At 57.7% G+C, this 1,025-nt stretch carries 2 protein-coding genes; both read right to left on the bottom strand.

From position 1 onward, the window contains the following. Positions 1-217, bottom strand: a 217-nt coding sequence (locus NW837_RS14095; RefSeq protein ID WP_414332224.1) for a gamma-glutamyl-gamma-aminobutyrate hydrolase family protein, incomplete at its 3' end; no start/stop codon positions are given. Between the two features lie 167 nt (positions 218-384). Continuing rightward, on the bottom strand, positions 385-1,025 hold a 641-nt coding region (locus NW837_RS14090; RefSeq protein ID WP_414332223.1), incomplete at its 5' end, for an ABC transporter permease subunit.

Genomic DNA, 1,025 nt, shown 5'->3' with positions numbered 1-1,025 from the left:
GGCAGAGGTCGCCGCCACCGGTCAACACCAGGCCATCCACCCAAGACAGCAAAACTTGGGGCTCGCTTTCGCCTGGGGGAAAAAGAACAGGGATCCCTCCGGCAGCACGAATGGCATCCACATAGCGGCCTGGCGCTACAAAGTCTCCCTCGTCATTGCGGTTGCGGGTGGTAACGCCGATGAGCGGTCGATTTGAAAAAGGGGATGTCCGATTCATCCTTCTACGATAACCTTATTTCCCGATGTTGATGGTGCTATGCCTACGGCAGAGGAACCGCACCACTGTCCTGAGCAGAAAAATCCAAAGTTTTCCCCCGCGATAGGAGTTAAATCTCGTTGTTGCGCAACGCTAACGCAAAGGGATCCCAGAAATCGCCGAAGCCATTAACCTTTCCCAAGGAAATAGCGGCGGCTGATCCCTTGGGCCAGCAAGACGAACAACACCAGGGATCCCTGAATCACACCGGCCAAAGAAGACTCCAATTGCAAAGAGAGAGGCAGTTGCAAGCTGCCGATGTTAAGACTGCTGAAGAAAAAGGCAATCGGCAAAATCAGCAGGGGGTTAAAGCCTGCCAGCATCACCACCAACAAGGCCAGAAAGCCCAAATTGCTGGAGATATTGGGGATGAGGCGATGGAACAGAGCCAACACCTGCAAGGCGCCCGCCAGCCCTGCTAAGCCCCCACAGCAGGCAAATGCCATGAGCAACCTGCGGGTAGCCGGGATCCCCAACCGGAAAGCAGCTACAGGGTTTTTCCCCACCGCCCGCAACTGCAGGCCGAAGCGAGTGTTGCCCACCACCAGCACCGTCAGGGCCAAAGCCAACAGGGCCAGCAGCAACGCCACCGGACTGGCCTCTGACCGCCCCCAGGTGGGCAACCACAGACGGGGATCCAACACTTCCGTCCCGCTCATGGAAGCCACCCCCGGCCTTTTCCAAGGGCCGAAGATCAGGTAGAGCACCCAACCTTGGGCAACAAAATTCAGCCCCAGCCCAGCGAAGATCTCGTTGACCCGCCCCCACA

This window comes from Synechococcus sp. R6-10 (assembly GCF_047461815.1).
In the GTDB taxonomy this organism is placed as follows: Bacteria; Cyanobacteriota; Cyanobacteriia; order Thermostichales; family Thermostichaceae; genus Thermostichus.
Note: the sequence above shows the minus strand (reverse complement) of the source record. Positions and strands in the feature narration are given on the sequence as shown.